Origin of the sequence: Clostridium sp. ATCC BAA-442 (assembly GCF_964239415.1) — a bacterium.
GTDB lineage: Bacteria > Bacillota > Clostridia > Oscillospirales > Oscillospiraceae > Flavonifractor > Flavonifractor plautii.
Genome location: NZ_CAXSQB010000004.1, coordinates 16774 through 39420, shown reverse-complemented (window position 1 = coordinate 39420; position 22647 = coordinate 16774). Strand labels below are relative to the sequence as shown.

19 protein-coding genes and 1 tRNA gene are annotated in these 22647 nt (G+C 55.5%); 3 read left to right on the top strand and 17 right to left on the bottom strand.

What is annotated here, in order from left to right:
• Nucleotides 1-245: 245 nt before the first annotated feature.
• The 12 genes from ligA to ACESY8_RS02620 all read right to left on the bottom strand — a co-directional run bounded on the left by ligA (nt 246) and on the right by ACESY8_RS02620 (nt 13711).
• Nucleotides 246-2267, bottom strand: coding sequence for an NAD-dependent DNA ligase LigA (gene ligA, locus ACESY8_RS02675; RefSeq protein WP_009257977.1), 2022 nt, complete (start codon nt 2265-2267; stop codon nt 246-248).
• The gene (locus tag ACESY8_RS02670) at nt 2267-2587 is read right to left on the bottom strand and encodes a hypothetical protein (RefSeq protein ID WP_009257976.1); all 321 of its coding nucleotides are present in this window, start codon (nt 2585-2587) and stop codon (nt 2267-2269) included. The genes ligA and ACESY8_RS02670 overlap by 1 nt, the downstream gene beginning before the upstream one ends.
• Nucleotides 2584-2805, bottom strand: coding sequence for a hypothetical protein (locus tag ACESY8_RS02665; protein WP_009257975.1), 222 nt, complete (start codon nt 2803-2805; stop codon nt 2584-2586). The genes ACESY8_RS02670 and ACESY8_RS02665 overlap by 4 nt, the downstream gene beginning before the upstream one ends.
• 12 nt (nt 2806-2817) lie before the next feature.
• Nucleotides 2818-3300 (bottom strand): hypothetical protein, encoded by a 483-nt coding sequence (locus ACESY8_RS02660; protein ID WP_009257974.1) that lies wholly within the window; start codon nt 3298-3300, stop codon nt 2818-2820.
• 61 nt (nt 3301-3361) lie between these two features.
• Nucleotides 3362-5554, bottom strand: a complete 2193-nt coding sequence (locus ACESY8_RS02655) for a PcfJ domain-containing protein (protein ID WP_009257973.1) — start codon at nt 5552-5554, stop codon at nt 3362-3364.
• 1 nt (nt 5555) lies between these two features.
• Entirely contained in the window at nt 5556-6101 is a 546-nt protein-coding gene (locus ACESY8_RS02650; protein ID WP_009257972.1) for a DUF7666 domain-containing protein, read from the bottom strand.
• 12 nt (nt 6102-6113) lie between these two features.
• Nucleotides 6114-7064, bottom strand: a complete 951-nt coding sequence (locus ACESY8_RS02645; protein WP_498794584.1) for a hypothetical protein — start codon at nt 7062-7064, stop codon at nt 6114-6116.
• A 76-nt stretch (nt 7065-7140) separates the two neighbouring features.
• On the bottom strand, nt 7141-7356 hold the full coding sequence (locus ACESY8_RS02640; protein WP_227144128.1) for a hypothetical protein: 216 nt from the start codon (nt 7354-7356) through the stop codon (nt 7141-7143).
• A gap of 35 nt (nt 7357-7391) precedes the next feature.
• Nucleotides 7392-9182 (bottom strand): YodL domain-containing protein, encoded by a 1791-nt coding sequence (locus tag ACESY8_RS02635; protein WP_071698921.1) that lies wholly within the window; start codon nt 9180-9182, stop codon nt 7392-7394.
• Nucleotides 9183-9221: 39 nt separating this feature from the next.
• On the bottom strand, nt 9222-10286 hold the full coding sequence (locus tag ACESY8_RS02630; protein WP_009257968.1) for a hypothetical protein: 1065 nt from the start codon (nt 10284-10286) through the stop codon (nt 9222-9224).
• Between the two features lie 69 nt (nt 10287-10355).
• Nucleotides 10356-12629: an SF1B family DNA helicase RecD2 gene (recD2, locus tag ACESY8_RS02625; protein WP_009257967.1), complete on the bottom strand. Its 2274-nt coding sequence runs from the start codon at nt 12627-12629 to the stop codon at nt 10356-10358.
• 17 nt (nt 12630-12646) lie between these two features.
• The gene (locus tag ACESY8_RS02620) at nt 12647-13711 is read right to left on the bottom strand and encodes a YqaJ viral recombinase family nuclease (protein WP_009257966.1); all 1065 of its coding nucleotides are present in this window, start codon (nt 13709-13711) and stop codon (nt 12647-12649) included.
• A 940-nt stretch (nt 13712-14651) separates the two neighbouring features.
• On the opposite strand from ACESY8_RS02620, the gene ACESY8_RS02615 reads away from it, so the two are divergent.
• Nucleotides 14652-14861 (top strand): helix-turn-helix domain-containing protein, encoded by a 210-nt coding sequence (locus ACESY8_RS02615; RefSeq protein WP_009257965.1) that lies wholly within the window; start codon nt 14652-14654, stop codon nt 14859-14861.
• Nucleotides 14862-14882: 21 nt separating this feature from the next.
• Nucleotides 14883-16313: a site-specific integrase gene (locus tag ACESY8_RS02610; RefSeq protein ID WP_009257964.1), complete on the top strand. Its 1431-nt coding sequence runs from the start codon at nt 14883-14885 to the stop codon at nt 16311-16313.
• A gap of 230 nt (nt 16314-16543) precedes the next feature.
• On the opposite strand, the gene ACESY8_RS02605 is transcribed toward ACESY8_RS02610, so the two are convergent.
• Nucleotides 16544-16620 (bottom strand) — tRNA-Arg (locus ACESY8_RS02605).
• A 313-nt stretch (nt 16621-16933) separates the two neighbouring features.
• Between ACESY8_RS02605 and typA the strand changes: the two genes are divergently transcribed.
• On the top strand, nt 16934-18760 hold the full coding sequence (typA, locus tag ACESY8_RS02600; RefSeq protein WP_007494705.1) for a translational GTPase TypA: 1827 nt from the start codon (nt 16934-16936) through the stop codon (nt 18758-18760).
• 69 nt (nt 18761-18829) lie between these two features.
• On the opposite strand, the gene ACESY8_RS02595 is transcribed toward typA, so the two are convergent.
• The 4 genes from ACESY8_RS02595 to cuyB form a co-directional block, all read right to left on the bottom strand.
• Nucleotides 18830-19267 (bottom strand): CBS domain-containing protein, encoded by a 438-nt coding sequence (locus ACESY8_RS02595; RefSeq protein WP_009257909.1) that lies wholly within the window; start codon nt 19265-19267, stop codon nt 18830-18832.
• 55 nt (nt 19268-19322) lie between these two features.
• The gene (locus ACESY8_RS02590) at nt 19323-20147 is read right to left on the bottom strand and encodes an epoxyqueuosine reductase (protein WP_044940738.1); all 825 of its coding nucleotides are present in this window, start codon (nt 20145-20147) and stop codon (nt 19323-19325) included.
• Complete coding sequence (locus tag ACESY8_RS02585; RefSeq protein ID WP_434307799.1) at nt 20137-21657, bottom strand: Mur ligase family protein; 1521 nt, start codon at nt 21655-21657, stop codon at nt 20137-20139. The genes ACESY8_RS02590 and ACESY8_RS02585 overlap by 11 nt, the downstream gene beginning before the upstream one ends.
• Before the next feature lie 118 nt (nt 21658-21775).
• Nucleotides 21776-22480, bottom strand: a complete 705-nt coding sequence (cuyB, locus tag ACESY8_RS02580) for a cysteate racemase (RefSeq protein ID WP_007494712.1) — start codon at nt 22478-22480, stop codon at nt 21776-21778.
• Nucleotides 22481-22647: the final 167 nt, after the last annotated feature.

The window sequence follows — 22647 nt, the reverse complement described above, 5'->3', positions numbered from 1 at the left end:
AAGACCATGAGCCGTCAGAGTCCATCCATCAGAAGTTCGCCGCATCTGTGCGGTGGTATCGTTTAATAGGGGCCTTTTTTCCACAGACAGGCATAGATAACTCCTGTCATTTCGGTTTTGATAAACCTGCCCCACCTGCGGAACAAAGTAACTGCCTTTCATGCTGAAACATCTCCTTTGCCGATAAAGAAGGGGAGGACCGCACCCGCAGCCCTCTCCCTTGTTATTTTTTGACCTGTTTTCTTTTAAGCCACACCAGCCATATTGAAAAACTCATTCGGCGTCAGCACCCGAATGCCCAACTCCTGTGCCTTGGACAGTTTGCTGCCGGCCTTCTCACCGCAGACCAGATAATCGGTCTTGCGGCTCACCGAACTGCCGGCCACAGCGCCCAGAGAGGCGATCAGGCTGTTCATCTCATCGCGGGTATAGGGCTCTACTTTGCCTGTCACCACAATGTTCTTCCCGGCAAATGGAGTGTCCTGGCCGACTGCCTGATTGTTGGCCGCGGCCGGCTTCTGGATGTTCATCATCATCTGTAATTCCTCCCAAATACAAAAATTTTCTTCATTGCAGAACCATTCATGGATATTGTTGTGCAGCGTCTCTCCAAAATCCGGGAGCTGGCGGAAGTCATAGCCCGTATAAACCGCGTCCCGAAATTCTTCAAGACTGCCATGGAACTCCCGGCAGAGAACACCGCTGGCTGTGTTGCCGATCATGGGAATGTCCATGGCAATCACATACCGTTCAAAGGTGGTGTTGCGGCTCTGCTGGACAGCATCCCACAGGCGCTGCCAGGACTTTACGCCAAAGCCCTCCATGCGGATAATTTCATCCCGGTGCTGATCCAGCCGGTATAGATCCAGATAGCTGTGAATCCATCCACGGCCAATCAGTTTTTCCAGCGTCGCCTCGGACAGCCCCTCAATGTTCATCGCCTTCTTGCTGACAAAATGGACAAACTTTTTGAGTTTCCGTGTCTCGCAGGTGGCATTGTCGCAGAACAGAGTCTTGATGATCCGCTCCTTGCCGTTTTCATCCCGCCCTTTGGTTTCATGAACGCGGGTAGGCTGACCGCAGCAGGGGCACTGGTGCGGGAACGCCGCTTCCAGATTGAAACCGCCCCTGTCCATGTTTTCCTCCACATGCGGAATGATCATATTCCGCTTGCTGACCAGTATGCGGTTGCCCGGCATCAGCTCCAGATCCTCAATGAAGGACAGATTGTGCAGGCTGGCCCGTGTCACTTCGCATCCTTCGATTTCTACTGGAGCAAAGATGGCTACAGGCGCAATCTCACCAGTCCGTCCCGGCGTCCACTCGATGGAACGAAGTGTTGTCTTAAACAGCTCGTCCTCAAATTTGAACGCCAGACCGTCCTTATAGTGATGTCCTGTGCGCCCGCATCTTTTGGAAAAGGCAATATCATTGTAGGTTACAACGATGCCATCGATGGGAATATCGCTGTCTTTTGCATACTGCTGCAGCTGCTTGATGCCGTCCTCGGTCTCCGCCTGCGTCAATGGCCGCTTCGTCACCAGATACTTGCACGGAGTAAAGCCCAGCGGCCGAATTTCTTTGAGGCGTTCCGACTTGCGGGGCAGGTCATCAAAACCCTCCAGAACATTGAAGGGCATGAAGGTCACACACCGTTCCATGCACTCGCCGGCATCCCGCAGGCGCACCGAGCCAGCCGCCAGATTACGGCCATTCTTGTAGGTTTCACCATTCTCATCCACTATCGAAGTGTTCAGACGCTCGAAATCACGGGGACGGATAAACGCCTCACCGGTGACTACCAGACGCCCCGGGTACTGAATATGGGCTGGAATCCCACTGATTGCTCTGGCGTTGTGAGTGACGATCTCACCCTCATCACCATCGCCCCGTGTGGCCGCTTCCACCAGTTCGCCGTTCTCATAGGTCAGTTTGATGGTAAGGCCGTCCAACTTGAGCATGATCATCACCTGATGCTCGCCCATAAACCGGCACAAATCCACGCTGCTTTTTACTTTATCCAGAGAAAGAAGCGGGATTTTATGGGCGGTTTTCTCTAACTTGCCTACCACGGGATAGCCCACGGTGACAGTGGGAGAGTTCGACATCTGGATGCCCGTCTCCTGTTCCAGTTTGTGAAGTTCGTCAAAGAGCCGGTCATAGACCTCATCGCTGACGCTGGGATTGTTGTAGTTATAGTATTCGTTGCGGTAGCGGTTGAGCCGGTCGGTCAGCTCCCGCTGCTTTCTCAAAGTATTCTGTTCCATCAGGCCGCCTCCTCATCCAAAACGCGGAACGCCATAATCAGCGTTTCCGCCGTCTTTGTTTGATTCATATATGAACTGCACACACCGTCCTCAAATGACCAGGTGCTGGCTGCACCCCACCACATTATGGAGCCCCGCCCATCGTTTGCCGCATTGATGCGCGGATCGGGCGGATTGAGGATTTTGGTGTAAACACCCTGGGTATTGACCCATGTGACCTCCCGCAGTTGGCCGATGCATCCGGGCCGGCAGTGGCCGGTGACCTCCAGGCGTGTGCCCGGCCGCAGCCTGCGTTTGAGCTGATTCAAATTTTTAATCATGCTGCACCTTCTTCCTTCTTCCGTGGATGGGCGGCATAGCGCCCAAAGTTTAATTCCCTGATCATGTCCTGAATGGCGTCGTCATCCTCCCACGCAGTGGAGAGGGTGGCCCGCTCCGGCCCTTCGCCCGCATGGATGCTCACGGTCCCACCGTAAATCTGCATCAACACATCAGGCCGCTGGGCGCAGACGATTGCTAAATTTCCAATCTGTTTCATTTTCTTCTCCTTCTATCTGATATTCAGCCAGGCCACAATGGGCCGGTCAAAGTCCGCAGTCACATAATTCTTTCGCATATGGATAGGGCGGTAACGCCCATCCAGTTCGCACTCCACGCTCTGCTCAATACGGCCTTCGCTCTGGGCCAGATGCTCCCGGAATGCGCGCAGGGTCTGCAGGCGCACCGCCGGCGGGTCGTTCTCCCTGCATCGCAGGTCCGCACAGTACACATAACTGCGCGGATTTTCTTTGAGCATAAAGCCGTAGGTCATATACAGGCGGCACTTGCGTTCCCGCTCCCGCTCGATATGCTTCACATAGTCTACGGCGCTCTTGATGCCCTGTGTCAGATAAAGATACCCCATCTGATAACGCTGCTCATCCGACAGGGGGAGTTCCGTCTTTTCCTGCCCCGGCAGTCCTTTATAGATGTGGAAGCTCTCCGGTGCATAGCGGTAACCGTGGATGTGGTACTCAAAAGATGTTTTTCTCATAAAGCCTCCTTGCAACAGTTGGCCGGACGCCCTCAAAGGACGCCCGGCCATTGCACCTGTATCATGCAGCCGCAGGGAGCTCCTGCTGCTGCACGATTTCTTTGTTTTCCATCAAGTCAGCCAAAAGCACATCTGCCAGCAAATGGCCGGCAAGGTGCCCGGTATGGATGACCACCCGATCTTTCTTCATCTGGATAAACTCCTCGTTGCGCAGGACGCGGCTCTGCGCGGCCAGCTTCAAATCTTGGCCTGTAAGCCGTGCCGCAATGACTTTTTGCCACTTCTGCAGAAATTCCGTCGCCTGCTCGATGTCCTCGTGCTGGCGGTCAAACAGCGTGCGTTTTTGACGCACAGTGCCGTCCGGCTCGATCTCCAGTGTGTAATAGGGATCTTCTGGTTCCTCCGCTCGGCGCAGAAACATGATGAAGCTCTCCCGGCGCTCGATGCGGTCATAGTACCGTTCGCCGGCGCCGTCATTTCCGACACAATGGTGAAGCATCCGTCCCTCTTTGATAATATCAAAAGTATTTTGAGGGGCAATGACCAGATAATCTTCATCTGCATAGGCATACTTTTTCTGCAATTCCTCGCAGATGGAGCGAACATGGGGGTACTTCTTGTCCATGTTCTCTGCTTGAAGCTCCAGGCTTCCAGCCTCACACTGGATAACCAGTTCATCATGCCGCTGACGCAATTTACGCGCACGATAGATAATTTCATCGCTGGTGTCGATATGCAGACGCTCTGCCATAGCAAGGTAGTCCTGCCATGTGGTCAACGCCTGCCGACAACTTCCGTCAAAATACGGCTTCTGTTTTTGCAGATAGTTTCGGATCTGAATCGGACTCATGCGGTCCGCGATGAACAGAATATCTTTGGCGCTGATCCGTTCTTTTTTAAACCAGCGAAACAGTTCATCCGGTATGCGTTGATTGGTCCGCTTTTCAAGCTGCAACCATGCCAGGTCTTCCGTATCGCCATTTATCTGCCGCAGACGGCGGAATTTGGGGCCGTCTAATCCCAATGCTCGAATCAGTCGCGTCTCATTTGGATAGAGTATCCGTTCCCGCACAGAATCACAATGTTCAAAGCATTCTTTTGTCAGCCTCGGCAAGTCTGCCTTCCAAATCTGCTCCATCTTCGGCATCCGCTTCCAAACAGCCAAATACTTTTCCGGATCAGTCACCGGATGGGTGCGTATCCACTGCACAAGGCCAGTGCCGAACAGCTCCTTCTGTTCCATGCAGGGAAGGCTCTTGCCATAGACCCTGCCTGTCTGATTGCCACAGTAACTATAGTAGCAGGGATTACCGGAAATCCAGCGTGTTTCCCGCTGGCAATACACGCCCCAATAGTAAGAGCGTATTTCTCCACTGCGGTCATAAATCGAACGGCGAAACTCATGCCAGTAAGGCTTTCCAGAGGGCAGACTGTCTTTCCAGTAAGTCCTCTCTGCCCAGAATTCACGGAGAACAAAGCCATCCTTGCACCGCTGAATCAGATAAGCATAGTCCTTTTCTGTCCGAATATACCCGGCGCGCCCCAGGGCTTTGAATACAATGGGATGCCGGCAGCAGGCACAGCGTCCTTTCTTATTGTGATATGGATGCCCGGATATAGGGACCTCTTTCCCACAAAAGGTACAATAACCGTTTTGGGCTCCGCCGCGTTTATAGCGATAGAAGATGAAATTTTCCCGCACAGCCACCTTATCAATCCAGCGCATCCAATCCTTGGGCAGTTCAGGCACCTGAGCCAGATCCTGATCCCACGCGCCGGTAATTCGTTTATGCCTCTGCTCCAACTGTTCGTCCCGTACATTTCTCTGAAAATCAAGGATACCGAGATCACCGCCGCGTTCCCCACAAAGATAGTCCTGTACTACGGCAGCATCTTTCTCACTGGCCCAGCAGGTGGCATAATAGTTTCTCCCCGGCCAATTCAGCCTGTCCAGTTTGGCGTCCCGCCATTTTTTCTCTAAATGGTCGTAAGTCAGAAACTGGTGCGCTTTCTTGTCAAGGAACACTTCATAAGCAGGATTGTTGCCATCCAGCCGCAGATGTTCCGGCAGATAAAAAGCCGCTTTGAGGATGCCATCCTGAACGACGCAGTTCATATATGGATAGTAGGTCCGTTCAACATAGCGATAGCCATAGGGGCCTTCATGCTGTTTCGGCTCATCCGCTATTGCTGCCTGTTTCATCTCCGGCGTTGCCGTCAATTTCGGCATTGCCAGAAGTGCAGATTTCTTCAATTTAGTTCACCATCCTTTTTTCAAGCTCCACTCCATACCAAATTCCTGGTTGGAGCGTTTTCCCGTCAATCTCCGCCACCACGATCTGCTGGATGCCGCCGGTAGTGCCGTCCTCTTTTGCAAAAGCAAGTACATCGCCGTTCCGAGTCCCTTTTGCAATAGGGTCGGCGCCGCGCACCGCTGCATAGCCATTCCACGCTTCAGCTTTGTCCACCTTTATATTGCTGTTCCACTTCCGCTTCGGGTGGTCTGCCATAAAAGCAAGGCCATGGAGGAAGAGTTCTTTTTTTGTCAGCCGTTTCAAAATTGTCAACTCTGTACAGGAAATTTTGGAATCGACACCATCTTCGTCAATGTCTCCGCCAGCATCGACAATATAGTATTCTGCGTGGTTTATATCTCCGTAATAGCGCAAGCAATCCAGCGGGTCCTCAGCACAGTGAAAGCCATTATGAGCGCAGTTGGCCTTTTCCGTTACATTGAGTCCCATCCTGAACTGGTAACCTCTGCAAATCAGGCCGGGAAGAAATCCTTTATATGCAATCATGCTGCACCCCCCTTAACCTGCCTTTGTCATGCCGAGATCCAGCAGCGATAGTTGACCATCGTTGGCAGGCTTTTCCTTCTGCACAGGCTTCGGTTTGGCTTCTGCCTTTTTCTTTTCCTTCTGCTTCTTTTTGGTGGTTCTGGCGAAACCTTTTCCATAGTAGGGGTTCGGTACAAACTTTTCTTCTTCCTTATGATCCTCTTTGGCGTCTGGGTCGCGGAAATAATCCTCTGCCCACTGGTAGCACAAATCGTCCGGAACATCACAGCCATACCCTTGGCTGCCCGGACCTGGCTGAATGCCGCTTGCTTTGAGTTCATCCTGAATGTAGTCCCACGCCTTGCGGCTGATGTACTGGAAACAGTGGATCATTGACTTGCGCGGGTGCATGGTGAGGCGTGCGAAAGCAATATCCTCCAGGCACTTGGTCTGGATAAATTCTGCCACACACTCTTTCATGTTGCGCCGGGTCAGTTTTTCTGTATCTGCGTTGACCCGCTGCATGGAGGCGTTCACCACCTCGTCGTCGCTCATCGCGGCCAGACGCTCCAGCTGCTCCTGCTCGGCCTTTTTCTTTTCAGCCTGCCGGGCTTCCCATTCTGCTTTACGCTTGGCTTCAGCCGCCTCATGCTCGGCACGGCGTTTTTCCTCGTCCGCATCGGTGGTTGCATCGGCCTTGGCGGGTGCCTCCTGCTCTTTACCGGCATCCTCCCCATCCGTGTCCGCTGCCTCGGAAGCATCGTCTCCGTTCATTTCCGCCAATTCCTCGGCCCCATCGTCTGCATCAAATGCGGGCGATGACGGCGTTTCCACGGTAGGGGAAGCCGCTGAATGGCTGGCCGACGGCACCGGCAGCTCGTCAAAAGTTTCCTCATCCTCAAAGGCGTTTCCTGCCGATACCTGTTCTGCGGGAAGTCCGAGCTCCTCCTGCTTGTTCAGCGCCATTTCTGAAAAATATCCCATAGTGATCTCCTTTCCGTCGTTTCATAAAAAGGCACGGAACAGGCCAATGCCCATCCCATGCCTTTGCCACATTGTTTTACAGCACATAAACCAATGTACTGTAACCGTCAAAGCAGTAACACACCACATTCGGATATTGCTTTGACCATTCCTTGATTTGATCCTGTATTGCTTGAGCCGCCCTGCGCGCTGAACCGTTCCACGGCGGCGGAACCGTCACCGTGAAAAAGCCTTTTTCTGTACGGGGCCGCACATCAGCGTCCAGATGGACGCATTGCTCCAGGAGTGCCAAAAGCTGGCTCTCCTTTGTCTCACTCACGACAACCATCAAAACCTCTCTTGTGTCTTTTCTGGAATTTCCTTCTTTGCGAGCATAGGGGAAAACTTTACTTGTCTAAACTGGTCTTGTCCGCTTACATAATAATACGCCCGCTTGGCACCGTGATTCAGTTCCACTACATCGGAAACCGCCATTGGCCGCCCGCGGCAGCCTTCAGGCAGCCGCTCCCGGCAGTCGGCAAACAGGCGCTTCAAAAGTGTGTCATCCGATTCCTCCGCTGGGCAGTAGATTTCTCCACTTCCTGCCACATAGTACATCGCCGCAGGCGGCTGTTCATAACCAGCCGCTTTTAACGCTGTAATATCCTTGAAAGCAAATGGGATCGCGTTCTCTTCGTCCAGTTGAAGTTGATAAAGTACAAACCTTTGTTTTCGCCGCTGTGGCTCCAACAGGGCGGCAAGAGCGTCCCGGCCGCCGCACAGGAAGGTTTTATGTTCCTCCCCTGTCAGCCCCAGATACTCTGTCAGTCCGATGTCTTGCTCGGCCCGGTGCTGCCACTGTTCCACGCAGTCCTCAATGTGGGCCAGCTTGCACAGCCCGCGCAGATACTGCTCTTTGAAACTCAACTTTTCAATTTCCTTTTGCCGCTGACTGCCCTGGCGCAAAGCCAGCTGCCAGTCATCAAACCCTTTATAATTGGGATTCCAAGTCAACCGCCGGCAATTCATGCCGTGCTTTTGCGCCATTAAGTAAATTTTGGATGCCCCGGCCATGGTCATTTTGTTGTTGTACTTGTCCATGTCATGGGCTTCGATAATCTCCTCTGTACCACTCTGCGCCAGCAACGCGAACATAGCGTCCAACGGACTGGTGTTATTGGCGCCGGCAATCGCGGCGAAAGTGCGCCCGGTCAGGCAATGGGAGATGTCTGCTTTCAAAAGACCTTCAATCACATAAACGACACGGGCAGATGGATTTCCTGCCAGATGTACCGGGCTGCCCGATCCTGTCCCGCCCTTTTTTGAGGAAGACGAAAACCAGATATATTTTGCTCCCGGCTTTTCCGGCGGATCATCCTTGTTTTTCAGCGGTATATCCAGTTTGATCTGGAATCCCTGCAACATGCCGTCAAAGCCGATGGCAGGGATCAGGATGCCGGCTGTCTTTTGATAAAAAGCCATAGTCCAATGTCCACCGTTATCCTGGTAAAAGCCCGGCACTCCCTGCACCTTGCAGCCCTGCTTGATCAGCCGTTCTGTAATAGACCGGCATAGAAAAGGCGGTGGGGTGCTCTTAAATCCCAGTGCGTCAATCTGTTCATCAGACAGCCCGCGTTTAGGGGAGCGCAGATGTTCCCGATGTGCCGGCCGCAGCGTAAGTTGAGCAAGCAGCAGGGATAGCGTCTGGTGGATCTCCGCTGGACTGGCCTTATTCGACTGTGGTACTGTTTTTCGCTCGGAAGAAGAATGGCCGGCAGGGGCAGCCCAGGCCCCTGAAGTTGAAGGGCTTGGGCTGGCCGGCCGCTGTTGGGCTTCATTCCCGGAGCGTGCGTGTTCCTCTTGGATATTGTCACACAGAGCTTCTGCAATCTCCCAGTAGGCATCGGATGTAGTCGTATGGTTAAGTTCAGCATACAGCGCCAGCATTCCGCCATGTGCATCGCAGTAGTTGCACCGCCAGACATTCTTGACGAAATTGACATTCATCCGTCCCCGGCGGTCACCGCAGAACGGGCAGTCCACATAGACGCTGTTCGCCTGTTGACGCCTGATGCGTAGGTTTAATAGATTGACAACTTCCATGATGCCGAAAGGAAATTCATCCGGGTATGAGCCCATTTGTCATTCCTCCCTTCATACCCGAGCCAGGGCTTCGCATCAACCAGCCTTTTGAAGTGAATTGAGGACCAGTTGGGCAGCAGCCCGAACGATGTTGTCCTTGCTTTTGTTGCCCGGAGTCAAATAGAAACGCAGATTGACAGGCCGCTTCTTCGCCACCTCTGCGATAGTCAGCCCCCGGCATACGCCGCTGTCCACAACGACCTCCTGTGCCTGTTCCAGCGTCATCACCTTCAGAATATCCTCTACTGGCATATCCGGGGTGTATGCAGGGGCCTCTTGTACGACTTTGGCTTCGGGGACCTCCTGTGCCTCCTTGGCGACTGTCAGATCCTCCGCAGGGCGCTGAACTGGCAGTTCTTCCGCAGGGAGATGAATTGGCAATTCCTCCGCTGTCTTGCTGTTTTCCGGCTGCTCTGTCGTTGGCGCGGAATCCGCTGGCAGCGTATCCGTGTTTGTAGTAGGGCTTACCGGCAAACTCTGCTCATGGGCCGGAGTTGCTGCAGGCTGAATCTTCGTTCTTGCTGTTTCTGCGTTTTCAGATGCCCTCTGTGGCGTTTGTGTGCCCCCGGAAACGGAATTACCCTCGGAAAGAACAGCGGCCTTCTGCGAGGCGCTGGAGGGCTCCTGCGGCAACACAGTGCTCACAGGCGGAGTAATGGCAGAGGGCTGCGTTTTACTCACAGGCGCCGCTTTCTGTACGGAAGCGGCATGAGTGTCGGCGCTCACAAGCTGGATGCCAAATCCAGCGTCCGAAAGGGCCTGGCTCAACGCCTCATTTTGAGCTGCCTTCACAAAGTCCCTGCTATCCTGCATGGTCTGCTGGGCAACGCTCACGCTGAACGGCTCCGCGTCACTGCGGTCCAGAAATACCTTGGCCTCGAAAATCGCCATCTGCTCTGTGATCCTCATGGCCGTCAGACGCATACGCCCGTTGGGGTGTGCCATTCGGAACCAGAGTTTCTGATAGGGTAAGTCCAATTTCATGGAGTCCCCGGCACGCCGGAGGAACTTCAGCGGATCAAACCCCGGTACCTTGTTCAGTTCCGCAGCGGCAGGAACGGCCTCGTACATCGTTTTTGCATTATTGTTGTTGTCACTCATCTTCATAAACTCCTTCCTGTATAATAAATAGGGGACGCCGGGCATTTTTCTGCACCTTGCGTCACATTTTTAGCCTGCGTGCTTCAATTCTTTTTCCAAGTCCGCCGGAACGGGAATACCGGCCCGCCGGGCGTACGCCTTATAGTACAGGTGGATGCGCTCACCCAGAAGCGTGTTGCGTTTGCCGATCTCGTTGCGATGGATTGCCATGAACAGTACCTGCTTTTGACCGATGAGCACCACACGCTTTTTTGCGCGGGTAATGCCAGTGTAGAGCAGATTTCGATAGAGCATGACAGTATGTGCCTTTAAGAGCGGCATAATGACCGTATCGTACTCGCTGCCCATTGCTTTATGAATCGTGGTGGCATAGGCGAGGTCCAGATTGACCATATCCTCTATGCCGTACTCCAACTCACGGCCCACACCGAAGTCAAGTCCAACGCGAGTTCCATCTTCATCATTTTTGATATAGCGGATGAATCCCAGGTCGCCATTGGATACCTTGGCAGTGTTTTTGGTCTGCATGATCCGGTCATTGACCCTGAATACCTTGACACCGATTTTGATTTCTTCCTCGGCGGAACGGAACGGGTTAACCACTTCGCGGATCGCTTCGTTGAGCTGTTCCGCAGAGGCCGCGCCATCCGAGCGGAAAGGCGACAGGATCTGCACCCGGTCAATCCCACTTTCCTCGATCTCCCGGCAGTAGCGGGCAACAATTCGTTCAGCGGCTTCCGCCTGATTGTTGCTTGCCATGAAAACGAAATCCTGGCCGTAGTACAGCTTGGTGTTGCCTTCGTTAATGAATTTGGCGTTGTAGGCGATCAGGCTGTCCTTGGACTGACGGAAAATCTGATCCAGCACCGTCACGGTGATAAGGCCGCAGTCAATCAGTTCGCGGAACACATTCCCGGCGCCTACACTGGGAAGCTGATCCGGGTCTCCGACAAGAATGACCCGTGCTCCACCTTTGATGCGTGAGAAAAATTTATTTGCCAGCCACATGTCCACCATGGAAAACTCGTCCACAATGATCAAATCGGCCGAAAGCGGCTCTTGGGTGTTGTTGCGTTTTATTTCATCTTCCTCGCTGGCGAGCCCCAAAATGCTGTGCAGCGTTTTGGCCTTATCAACCCCGGTGCTTTCCGCCATACGCCGGCTGGCTCGGCCTGTCGGCGCCATCAAGGCGATCTCTCCCTGGGGATGCAGGCGGCGGTAGACCTCCAAAATTGTTTTCAGCACGGTTGTCTTGCCGGTGCCCGGGGAGCCTGTGATGATGGAAAGATTGTGGCGATAGGTTGCATACACAGCCGCTTCCTGTTTTGAGGACAGCGCCAATCCAATTTCTCGTTTGACCTGCTCCAAAATTTGTTCGATCTTCTCCGGAGCAGGAGGCTCCACCACACGCATCGCAATCCGGCGGGCGGTTTCATCCTCTTGTGCAAACACACGGGGAAGATAAATGTCTCCTTTGACGGATACGACCTCTCCATGCAGGATCATATCTTCGAGGACATCGCTGACCTCTTGTGCATGGAGCCGAAGCGAAGGAATAGGGATTTTAGCGTTGAGTAATTGGAGCGCCTCTTTTTGCAAAGCCTCACTGGTCAAAAACAAATGTCCGTTTTTCCCCTTGCTATCCTCCAACGCCCAGAACAAGGCGCCTTTGATTCGCATAGGGGCGCGCAGGTCGCCTCCGTTTTTCTGAACGATGGCATCCACCCTTAAAAAGCCAAAACCGGATATTTGGCAAAGCTCAAACGGACTCTTTTTCAAAATGTCCACGCTGGCCGGGCCGAAAAACTGATAAATCTTCTGCGCTGTTTTCGGTGTAATCTTGAACGGGGAGAGCAGCGTCATCAGGTCTTGCAACATCCGGCTCTCTGCATATGAGGTCTTGATGGCCTCCAGCTTGTTCTCCGTGATGCCCTTGATCTCCAGCAGCCGCTCCGGGCGATTTTGCAGAATGTCCAGTGTCTCCACGCCGAAGCGTGATACGATCTGTTTGGCGAGCGCCGGCCCAATGCCTTTGATAAGGCCAGAGGCCAGATAGCCTTCCACTCCACTCTTGGTTTGAGGGACAATTTCATGCCACTGCTCCACCTGAAGCTGCATCCCATACTTTCCTTTTTTCCATTCGCCATCCAGTTCCAGTTCTACCGCATCTGTGCGGGGCAGTTCGTAGCCGGTTGCCACAAACCGAATCAGATGATCCTTGCGTCGGCGGATAGACCTGGCTTCTTCGGGTACATCCTTCTCCGCGGTTTTTACACTGATGATGCAGAACTTATTTGCAGGATTATAGTAAATTGTCCCATCATAAGTTCCTCTATGGATCAAATCATTTTCCTCCTTTCTCATGCCGTCTTGGTATCAATTTTCACACTGAACCTTCGGGATTCTGAAACGGTTACATACTGCTCGTAAATATCAGGGTGGTCCAGCTTCAGCCGTATCAGATTGTCTTTGTCAATGCCGGGCGTTCTCACTGGATTGTAGGTGACAATATAGTTCACCCCATCCTGTTGGCAAACGGCCTTGCAGCTCTTGCCCATTTCCGCAACCAGCGCCGCCTTCAGCCGCTTCATATCCGCCTCGATCTCTTTGCTGCCTGCTTCCGTGAGTTTCTTCTGCTCTTGGAGCTGGAGATAGCGCATCAATTTGGCTGTCAGGCTCAAATCAAGCGTTACAACGGGGGCATCCTGATCCGCGGAGCCCGTATGCCGGCGCACGCTTTCAAGCACCAGATCACCATCTTCGGTATAAGGCGGCGGCGTCCTGGTAAGAACATGGTTTTCCCAGAAATACTGCTCCAGGAAAATCATCTCCTCCTCATAGGACTCATCCCGCCGGATTTCACGAATAATGGTTTCTTCCTCGTTGTTGCCATACAGGCAGCAGAAGAAGCAGCGATCCACATTCATGACAGCCATATAGTGCCGCCCTTGGGTTTCATAATAGACGGGAACAGTTTCTTCACCGTTTAGCCACCAGTTATCCCTTGCGTTATAATTTGTCGTTTTAATCTCCAGAATTGCGGTACTGCCATCCGGCAATTCCACAAAATAGTCCACATCGGCCAGCATCCACGAATACTGTGGGTGCTGGAACATTTTTTTGATCTGATAGACCTTGTACCCTGTGCGGTGTTGGAATATCTTCGCCACCAACGGCTCCAACAGGTGCCCCATTTCCAGAGCAACCCAGTTGTCCTCATTATCTTCGACCGCTACAATATTCAACTTGTCAAAGTAGAGGTCTCTTGCCGTCCGCCAGGGTGAAATTCCCAGCAGAGCCGCCACATCACTGCCGCCAATCCCTTTCCGGCGGTATGCAAGCCATTTCTCTTCGGACAGGCCCGCCGTTTCCACCAAAATTTGGGGTTGACTTCGCTTTTCGGCGGCTACATTGCTCGCCGGCATCTTTAGCACCCCCTCCGTGTTCGGCGGGGAATAGCGTGTACTCGAATCATTGGACTATGGACTTGGCTGGATTTGGGCACCTTCTGATGCTGCCAGTTCTCCAAAGGCCATTTCCTTTTTGCCCTAGGCTCCTGCCTTCGCTTTTTTACATTCATGCGTGTTACCTGCCTTTCTGTAGTTTGATATATCCTCAAAGCCGTTTCCGGCATTTGGGCGACAAAAAAGCGAGCATGACAAAGGGCAAAACGCCTGTTGTCCATAGTTGCCTATGAACCAATGTCATCCTCGCTGATGGGGAAACCCCGAAAAATAAAAAAAGCCAGTAATATACTGGCCCGAATGGGCGCAGCAATACTACTGGCACAAATACAATCTTAACTGCGTGTGCAATGCAGGGCTTTGAGCCTTGCCGTACAGATACAAGATCTGTATCCCACATGGGGAACGCACAAAAATCAATTACAAGTACAGGATAGCACAATATATTGATTTAGTCAAGAATGAATATCTATATTTGGTGTTTCGGGCGCGTGCTTTTACTTTCTCAAAAGTTTTTGAGAAAGCATGTAATGTGTGCAGAAATTCCTGCACCATTTTCCTATTTATAGGGCGTACAGATATAGCAGGATGTTCCATGCTGATCTGTACGCCTTTGTACTTTGAAAAAAGAATAACTCTGTTTCAGGGGTTATACAGGGAGCGCGGATAGTGTGCGGAGACTTTGTGTGCTCACCCACGGTTGAAATACTGCATAGCAGGCCCTGGCAATACGCGGCGGAAAGCCCCGGCGCAGGAAGTGACCTGGGACAGCTTACTTAAATATTTGGAATCGAACGCCTTGTTTTTTACTTTTTTGTTGATGTGGCGGCAGAGAAAGCGTATATGATATATGTAGGGAATCGTAGGCTTCTTTGTCGGCCACACAGAAAGGAGGCTATTCGTGGCTGATAAACAATTTCTTGAAAACACAGATCGGAATAATGCAGAAAAACGGAGCTATTCCGTTTCAGAGGCTGCTGAGATCCTGGGCGTCAGCAAACGCTCCATTTATAACCTGTGCGCCAGCGGAGCATTCAAATCTGTACGCATAGGGACTAAATTGAGGATTTCCAGAAAGTCCTTTGACGAATGGCTTGATGGTTCCGATTGATTTGGAAGGGAGCCTACAACTATGGCATCAATACAGAAACGCGGTAAGAAATATGCTGTTGTCTACACCTATGATGACTCAAAAGGTGAGAAGAAACAGAAGTGGGAAACTTTTATAACCAAAAAAGAGGCGTTGAAGCGGAAAGCCGCGGTGGAAAATGAGATCAATAACGGCACTTTTATTCCGCCCAGTGAACTGACCGTAAAAGATTTTCTGCGAGACTTTGTAGAACTATATGGAACCAAAAGATGGGGACTGTCTGTTTATGCTTCTAATAATGGCTTAATCAGCAATTACATTAACCCGTTGATTGGGGACGAAATTGTGCAGGACATCAATCGCAGGTCAGTGGACCAATTCATCCAGAAGCTGCAGAAAACGCCTCCAATCGAAACTCCATACAGACATGCACGGACAGACTTTGTTACGCCATGCACCATTGAAAAGATTATTAAGCTGATGCGCTGTGCATTTCATCAGGCTGTCCGCTGGGACATTATTGGTAAAAATCCGTTCGAGGATGCAATCTTGCCCAAGCGGGAGAAAAAGGTCAGAGCCATCTGGACTGCCGATATTATTCGAGATGCTCTCAACCACTGCTCGGATGGAAAGCTGTATGTCGCAATCAACCTGGCCTTTGCCTGCTCCATGCGGATGGGCGAAATCACCGGCCTTACATGGGACTGTGTTCATATATCAGATGAAGAAATCGCTCGGGATGATGCCTTCGTCTGGATTGAAAAAGAGCTGGCCCGTGTTGACCAGAAGGCTATCAACGCAGTTGGCGAAAAGGACATCCTCTTTGTATTCCCGCGCTTGATGGGCGGGAAGTCTTCTACGCGGCTCGTTTTGAAAAAGCCTAAAACAGAAAGCAGCATTCGTAAGGTTTGGATTCCGCGAACTCTTGCCTTTATCTTGCGGGAATGGAAAGAGAAGCAGGACAAGCTCAAGGAGTTTATGGGCGATGACTATATCGACTACAATCTGGTTTTGGCGCAGGAAACGGGCCGCCCCTGTGAAGATCGGATTATTGGAAATCAGTTTGAACGATTGAAAAAATCCGCTGGTCTTCCAAATGTTGTTTTTCATTCTCTCCGTCACTCCAGCACAACTTATAAGCTGAAAATCAATAAGGGAGATGTTAAGGCAACGCAGGGTGATACCGGTCATGCACAAAGCGACATGGTTACCCAAGTTTACGCACACATCTTGGATGAGGATCGGAAGGTCAACGCCCAGAAATTCGAAATGGCCTTTTATGCGAACGCGGATTTGCGTGGCGTTGAGCAAAGGCTTCGCGCAGAAAGCGCCGTTGCTGAACCTGACTCTGAAATTCTGCTGAAGCAATTGGAGGCTAAACCCGAACTCATGGATGCCTTCACGAAAAAGTTTGTTGAGCAGTATGGAGAACAGATTATGAATCAGTTAGCAAAAAAACTGATTGGTGCATAAATACACAGGAAAGCATGAGACGACATAAAATGCTGCGGCAGTGCTCATTAGCAAAATGAGCAGTTTTTTCAAGTTTGGCATAAAAATCGTTCGAGTCCTGTGATGGAAATTTGAGCAGATGGGAGTAAGAAGTCTCCACTCTAACCAATGATAAAAAGGAAATCTGTTCTAATCCTCGTAGCGAAAAAAGATAAGGAAAATGCCGCAACCTCTTGCGGTTACGGCATTTATGGCGTCCCCGGGCAGATTTGAACTGCCGGCCCCACGCTTAGGAGGCGTGTGCTCTATCCAACTGAGCTACGGAGACATATTCGATTTTTCATGGTCAAGGATGGAGCGATCCGCCTCCCAGGACTTTGATGACCTGATTATTAGGAGGCGGTCGCTCTATCCTGCTGAGCTACAGGCGCATATGAAATTGTGGAAAAACTGGCGCGCAGATGCTTTGATATTGTACCCCAATTCCCCGCGCCTGTCAACGGCAAGGGGTGTTTTTGTCCCCCGATTTGGGCGTTTTTTTTGCAAAATCAGTTGCGCGCGTTACTGTTCTACGGTATAATATGTGGTCGAGCTTTCAATGATATGGACAGATTTCGGAATAAATTGAGAGGTGCACCACTTTGCAAGATACGAAGCTGAGAAACGTCGCCATTATCGCCCACGTCGACCACGGCAAGACCACCCTGGTGGACGAAATGCTCAAGCAGGGCGGCATCTACCGCGAGAACCAGGCCACGGTGGAGCGCGTCATGGACTCCAACGATCTGGAGCGGGAGCGCGGCATCACCATTCTGGCCAAGAACACCGCCGTCCACTACAAGGACGTGAAGATCAACATCGTGGACACGCCGGGCCACGCCGATTTTGGCGGCGAGGTGGAGCGGATCCTCAAGATGGTCAACGGCGTCATCCTGCTGGTGGACGCCGCCGAGGGTCCCATGCCCCAGACCCGTTTTGTGCTGAGCAAGGCACTGGAGCTGGGCCACAAGGTCATCGTGGTGGTCAACAAGGTGGACCGCCCCGACCAGCGCATCCACGAGGTCATGGACGAGGTGCTGGAGCTGCTGCTGGATCTGAACGCCACCGACGAGCAGTTTGAGTCCCCAACCCTGTTCTGCTCCGGCCGCCAGGGCACCGCCTCCTACTCCCCCGACGTGCCCGGCACCGACCTGGTGCCCCTGTTTGAGACCATCCTCAACTATATCCCCGCCCCGGAGGCGGACACGGAGGCCCCCTTCCAGATGCTGGTCTCCTCCATTGACTACAACGAGTTTGTGGGCCGCATCGCCATCGGCCGCATCGAGCGGGGCACTGTAAAGCAGAACCAGGAGATCGCGGTATGCAACTTCCACCAGCCCGACGCCGCGCCTCAGAAGGCCAAGGCCACCGCCCTCTATCAGTTTGACGGCCTGGGCCGGGTGCCGGTGACCGAGGCCACCGCCGGCAACATCATCGCCATGAGCGGCATCGGCGAGATCACCATCGGCGACACCATCTGCGCGCCCGACGCGGTGGAGCCCATCGAGTTCGTGAAGATCTCCGCCCCCACCATCGAGATGACCTTCTCCGTCAACGACTCCCCCTTCGCGGGCAAGGAGGGCAAGTTCGTCACCTCCCGCCAGATCCGGGAGCGGCTGTTCCGCGAGACCATGAAGGACGTGTCCCTGCGGGTCACCGAGACCGACTCCACCGACGCCTTCAACGTGGCGGGCCGGGGCGAGATGAGCCTGTCTATCCTCATCGAGACCATGCGCCGGGAGGGCTACGAGTTCCAGGTCTCCCCCCCCCGCGTGCTCTACCAGGAGATTGACGGCAAAATGTGCGAGCCGGTGGAGCGTCTGGTGGTGGACGTACCCAGCGACAGCGTGGGCGCGGTCATCGAGAAGATCGGCGCCCGCAAGGGCGACCTTCTGGAGATGACTCCGGTGGGTGATCGGATGAAGCTGGAGTTCCTGGTGCCCTCCCGCGGCCTGTTCGGCTACCGCAACGAGTTCCTCACCGACACCAAGGGCGAGGGCATCATGGCCTCGGTCTTTGACTCCTATGCCCCCATGAAGGGCGAGATCCAGCGCCGCAACTCCGGCTCCCTGGTGTCCTTCGAGACCGGCGAGAGCGTCACCTACGGCCTCTACAACGCCCAGGAGCGTGGTGTGCTGTTCATCGGCGCGGGCGTGCCCGTCTATGCCGGCATGGTGGTGGGCGAGACCCCCAAGCAGGAGGACATCTCGGTTAACATCTGCAAAAAGAAGCAGTTGACCAACATGCGCGCCTCCGGCTCCGACGACGCCCTGCGTCTCACCCCGCCCCGCCAGATGAGCCTGGAGCAGTGCCTGGAGTTTCTGGCCGATGACGAGCTGCTGGAGGTCACTCCCGAATCCCTGCGCCTGCGCAAGCGCCTGCTGGACCACGCGGCCCGCATGCGCGAGGCCTCCAAGAAAAAGGGCTGATTGCCGCAACATGATTTCCGCCCCCGGAGCATGCTCCGGGGGCGGTTTTTCAGTCTGCCGGGGAAACGACTACTCCACGTAGCCGTGCTTTACCTGGTCGGAGATCTCGCAGAGGGCCTTGCTGGCCTCCATGTCAAACTGGCGGCACTGGGCCAGATCCCCCAGAGAGACCATCCCTACCACCTTGCCCCCCTCCAGCACGGGGAGGCGGCGCACCTGCTTGGCCGCCATGATCCGGGTGGCCTCTCTGGCGTCGTCGTCGGGGGACACCACCGCGCAGTTGCGGGTCATGATGTCCTTCACCTGGGTCTTGAGGGGGTCCTCCTCCGCCGCCACGCAGCGCAGGATGATGTCCCGGTCGGTGACAATGCCCCGCAGGCCGCCGTCCTCACCGCAGACGGGCAGGGAGCCCACGTTGTGCCGGGACAGGAGCCGGGCCGCCAGGGAGGCCGACTCGCTGGGGGTGATGGAGACCACGCTGGGGTTCATAAGATCGCGTACTTGCATGACAAAACCGCCTTTCTCCCAAACTTTACTGCTAGTTTGGACGGGAAAGGCGGTTTTATTCCTCTTTCAGCCCGAGATTGCGCCGCAGAGGGCCGGGGCCCCGCCAGGCGAAGGCCCGGCCCCCGTACTTGTCCCGGAACGTGCGGTTGGTGAGCCCCTCGAGATCGGAGTTTTCCAGAGCGTCTACCAGAGATGTGGAAAACTCGGGCAGCGGCGAGTGGGCCGGGGCGGCATTGTAGGGACAGGCCCGCTGGCAGAAGTCACAGCCCCAAATCAACGGGTGGACCCTCAGCCGGGCGGTCTCCTCCTCCGTCAGCGCCCCCTTTTTCTGGGTCAGCTCGGACAGACAGCGGGACACATCCGGCCCCCCTTCTCCCAGGGCCCCGGCGGGACAGGCCGCCCGGCAGGCCCCGCAGCCGGGGCAGTCCGGCGCGGCGGGGCGCTCCGGCACGTCCAGCGCCGCCCCGGTGAGAATGGTACCCAGAAATACATAGGTGCCGTAGGGCGGCAGGATCAGCAGGCCGTTTTTCCCCCGCAGGCCGATGCCTGCCAGCCAGGCGGCCTCCCGCTCCGGTAGGGGGGAGTTGTCGGCGGCGGGGACAAACGATTCCCCCGGGTATTTCCGGCGCAGGGCATCACACACCGTATTCAGCCGCCGGGTGAGCACCCGGTGGTAGTCCTCCCCCCGGGCGTAGAGGGACAGGTTGCCCGGCCGCTCCCCGGCGTAGTAGGGGAAGGCCGCCACCAGGACAGTCTCTGGAGCGGGGCAGAGGGTTTCCACCTTCTCCCGGGCACCGGTGGACAAAAACGGAAGCAGCCGCCGGAAGGCCACGCCGCCCCAGGCGGCGGCCCCGGCGGCTGCGAACCACTTATCCAGCATTGTACTTGTCCAGCGCCCGCCGGGCCAGCGTCCCGTCCGGGATGCAGGGCTCCGGGCCGTTCTTCCGCTTCTGGGCCTCCTCGCATCCCTTGCCCGCCAGCAACACCACCGCCGGGCGGCGGGCGCCCAGGATGGCGGTCTCCACCGCCGCCTCCCGGTTGGGGATCACGGTGTAATCCTTGCCGTGGGCAGTGAGGAACACGCCGATATCGGCGCAGATGGCCTCCACCTCCTCGGGGCCGGGGTCGTCCTCGGTGAGGATAATCCGGTCGGCCCACTCTCCGGCGGCGTTGCCCATGCCCTCCCGGCGGTCGATGCCCTTGCCGCCGGTGCAGCCGAAGAGGACGGTCAGCTCCCGGCCGGGGTACTCCGCCCGGACGGAGCGCAGGGCGTTCTGTAGGCTCATGCCGTTGTGGGAGTAGTCCACAATCACCGAAATCTCCCCGTCGGCGCTGACATAGTGCTCCATGCGGCCGGGCACGAAGGCCCGCACCAGTCCGGCGGCCACCGCCTCGGCGGGAATGCCGTAGACCTCCGCCGCCGCCACGGCGGCCAGGGCGTTTTCCACATTGAACAGGCCCGGTGTGGAAATGGCCAGCTCCCGCTCATAGCGGGGGGTGCGCACATGGAAGGCAATGCGGTCCCCCTCCTTGCGCACCTGGGCGCCGTACACGTCGGCGGAGGGGAACTTCTGGGAGAAGGTCACCACCCGGGGGCAGGCGGCCGCCGCGGCGCGCACCCGCTCCACATGGTCGCAGTCCAGGCAGACACAGGCGCTCCGGGCCTGCCGAAAGATCAGCAGCTTGGAGTTGAGGTAGTCCTCCAGATCAGGGTGCTCCACCGGGGAGATGTGGTCCTCCCCGATATTGAGAAACACCGCGCAGGCCAGCTCCACCCCGATCACCCGGCCGTACTTGAGGGCCTGGCTGGACACCTCCATGGTCAGATAGTCCGCCCCCGCCGACACCGCGTTCCAGAGGTGGCGCTGGAGATCCAGCGGCTCCGGCGTGGTCAGCTTGGCGGGCCTGCGCTCCACCCCGTCGTCGGTGACGATGGTGGACAGCAGGGCGCTCTCCCGGTGGCCCTGTCCGGCCAGCCAGGCATCCACGATGGACTTAATATAATAGGCCGTGGTGGTCTTGCCCTTGGTGCCGGTGATGCCGGTGATCCGCAGCGCCCCGGAGGGATGGCCGTAGGCCCGGTCGGCCAAGAGGCCCATGGCCTGCCGGATATCGGTGACCCGGATGCAGGGCAGGGGGACGGCGGGATACTCCCGCTCGCTGACATAGGCGAAGGCCCCCTGTTCCATAGCGGAGCAGAGGTACTCCTCCTTAAATTTGACCCCCTTGCAGACAAAGAGGGTGTTGGGGATGACCAGCTTGGAGTCACAGGACACCAGGGACACCGGGTGGGTCAGGTCGGCGGCCAGGGGGGCCGCGTCCGCCAGCAGTCCATGGCGGAGCAGGAGCTGATAATAGTCCCCCAAGGGCAGACGGGTTCGGTTGGACATACGGATTCACCACCAGTCAATCATTTTTGGGAAGGCCGAACGCGCGGGCCGATGTGGGCATCGGCCTCTTCGGGTACAAAGGCAGGGGCGGGGCTCCTCTCCGCCCGCCCCTCTCCCACTACACCATCCGCAGCCGGTAGCCGCAGGCGGTGATACACCTTTCCGCCAGGATTTCCATGGCGTCCAGATAGTAGTCGGGCAGGCCGTGGTAGGTGCGGTAGACGGACAGCTCGGTACAGCCCAGGATGGCCGCGTCGCAGCCGGAGGCGCGCAGCCAGCGGTCGATGGCCGCGAACTTCTCCCGGGAGCCCTTCTCGCCCCGCTTGATCTCGTCGTAGATGATGCTCATGACCAGCTTCTGCACGTCGGCGGGGGGCGTCACGCCTTCCATGCCCCGGGCGGCGCACTCCCTCTGGTAGATGCCGGTCTGAACCGTGCCGTCGGTGGCCAGGATACCCGCCCGCTTTTTCCCGTCCGCCGCCAGCACGCCCACGGTCTCCCGGGGCATGTGGATGAGGGGGATGGCGATATCCCCCTGAAGCCGGTCGGCAAAGTAGTGGGAGGTGTTGCAGGGGATGGCCAGGGCGGTGCAGCCGCCCCGCTCCAGCAGCCTGGCCCCGTCCAGCAGGCGGCGGTAGCAGCCCTCCGCGTCCCCGCCCAGGATGGCGGCGGTGCGGTCGGGCATGGAGGTATCGCTCCAGATCAGAGTGGGCAGATGCTCCTGGTCGCAGGAGGCGTCGGTGCGATCCAGAATCCGCTGGTAGAAGTCCTGGGTGGCCTGGGGGCCCATGCCGCCTAAAATGCCGAGGCGCTGTTCAGACATACCCGTCCCTCCTGTCATGCAGCGGCATGGGACCCGACGCCGCGAGTGCGGCGTCACAAGCGTTTTGGCCGACGGCCAAAACCTTGATGCCGGGGCAATTCATTTGCCCCGAGCAGATGAGATCATCGGGGTCCCCGCACGGCGCAAGCCGGGTGGGGGGGGCCCTG

What these genes read in the sequence shown, in the direction of transcription:
- ligA (WP_009257977.1), bottom strand. Translation starts at nt 2,267, where the DNA reads ATGGAACAGAATACTTTGAGAAAGCAGCGGGAGCTGACCGACCGGCTC.
- ACESY8_RS02670 (WP_009257976.1), bottom strand. Translation starts at nt 2,587, where the DNA reads ATGATTAAAAATTTGAATCAGCTCAAACGCAGGCTGCGGCCGGGCACA.
- ACESY8_RS02665 (WP_009257975.1), bottom strand. Translation starts at nt 2,805, where the DNA reads ATGAAACAGATTGGAAATTTAGCAATCGTCTGCGCCCAGCGGCCTGAT.
- ACESY8_RS02660 (WP_009257974.1), bottom strand. Translation starts at nt 3,300, where the DNA reads ATGAGAAAAACATCTTTTGAGTACCACATCCACGGTTACCGCTATGCA.
- ACESY8_RS02650 (WP_009257972.1), bottom strand. Translation starts at nt 6,101, where the DNA reads ATGATTGCATATAAAGGATTTCTTCCCGGCCTGATTTGCAGAGGTTAC.
- ACESY8_RS02645 (WP_498794584.1), bottom strand. Translation starts at nt 7,064, where the DNA reads ATGGGATATTTTTCAGAAATGGCGCTGAACAAGCAGGAGGAGCTCGGA.
- ACESY8_RS02635 (WP_071698921.1), bottom strand. Translation starts at nt 9,182, where the DNA reads ATGGGCTCATACCCGGATGAATTTCCTTTCGGCATCATGGAAGTTGTC.
- ACESY8_RS02630 (WP_009257968.1), bottom strand. Translation starts at nt 10,286, where the DNA reads ATGAGTGACAACAACAATAATGCAAAAACGATGTACGAGGCCGTTCCT.
- ACESY8_RS02620 (WP_009257966.1), bottom strand. Translation starts at nt 13,711, where the DNA reads ATGCCGGCGAGCAATGTAGCCGCCGAAAAGCGAAGTCAACCCCAAATT.
- ACESY8_RS02610 (WP_009257964.1), top strand. Translation starts at nt 14,883, where the DNA reads ATGGCATCAATACAGAAACGCGGTAAGAAATATGCTGTTGTCTACACC.
- ACESY8_RS02595 (WP_009257909.1), bottom strand. Translation starts at nt 19,267, where the DNA reads ATGCAAGTACGCGATCTTATGAACCCCAGCGTGGTCTCCATCACCCCC.
- ACESY8_RS02590 (WP_044940738.1), bottom strand. Translation starts at nt 20,147, where the DNA reads ATGCTGGATAAGTGGTTCGCAGCCGCCGGGGCCGCCGCCTGGGGCGGC.
- ACESY8_RS02585 (WP_434307799.1), bottom strand. Translation starts at nt 21,657, where the DNA reads ATGTCCAACCGAACCCGTCTGCCCTTGGGGGACTATTATCAGCTCCTG.
- cuyB (WP_007494712.1), bottom strand. Translation starts at nt 22,480, where the DNA reads ATGTCTGAACAGCGCCTCGGCATTTTAGGCGGCATGGGCCCCCAGGCC.